The sequence below is a fragment of the Oscillibacter sp. KLE 1745 genome (assembly GCF_000469445.2).
Taxonomy (GTDB): domain Bacteria; phylum Bacillota; class Clostridia; order Oscillospirales; family Oscillospiraceae; genus Oscillibacter; species Oscillibacter welbionis.
Window position 1 is genome coordinate 1 of the sequence record NZ_KI271647.1, and the last position, 600, is coordinate 600.

1 protein-coding gene is annotated in these 600 nt (G+C 40.2%); it reads left to right on the plus strand.

Features of this window, described 5'->3' with window-relative positions:
• Positions 1–134 precede the first annotated feature (134 nt).
• Positions 135–536 (plus strand): hypothetical protein, encoded by a 402-nt coding sequence (locus HMPREF1546_RS18585; RefSeq protein WP_033121559.1) that lies wholly within the window; start codon positions 135–137, stop codon positions 534–536.
• Positions 537–600: the final 64 nt, after the last annotated feature.

The following is a 600-nucleotide window of genomic DNA, read 5'->3' on the forward strand; positions in this document are numbered from 1 at the left end:
AGTCCGGGCAGAAAACTGTTCGGACTTTTCTCATATAGTCCGAAGTTGCGGTAGAACTGTTCACAAGTTTTATGGTATAATTTGAATACGAAAAGTGAGCAACAAATCGGGATTTGACAAAGGAGTGTGATTGTATGAAGAAGTTGATAACACTTGTCTTAGCATTAGTTTGTGTGTTAGGTTTGGTCGGTTGCAATCAAAAGGCTGTTAGTGCTTCAGAAGTGTATTCTTTCCCCGAACCTACAACAATGATTACAGTGTCTTTCTACTCACAAGGAGAAGAAACTGCATTTGAAATTGGTTCAGAGGAATATGACTCCAATGATTTATCTACAACCCCTGTTATTAACTGGTTCTATGATTTGAAGCTGACTGCTTGCGATGAGCCAGAAGCAGTAGAAGGCTCGGAAAGTTATGAATTCTATGTGAAAGGTGAAAGTGCTTTTACCTACGAAGATAGAGGTAGCGAAGCATATATTATCATTGGTGGGAGCTACTACAAGGTAAGCAATCCTTCTGCTCCACCGATTAACTAACCCAATTCCAGTTTGGCGAACTGATAAAAGCCCTTTAGGAACTAAAGGGCGCACTTCTATACTC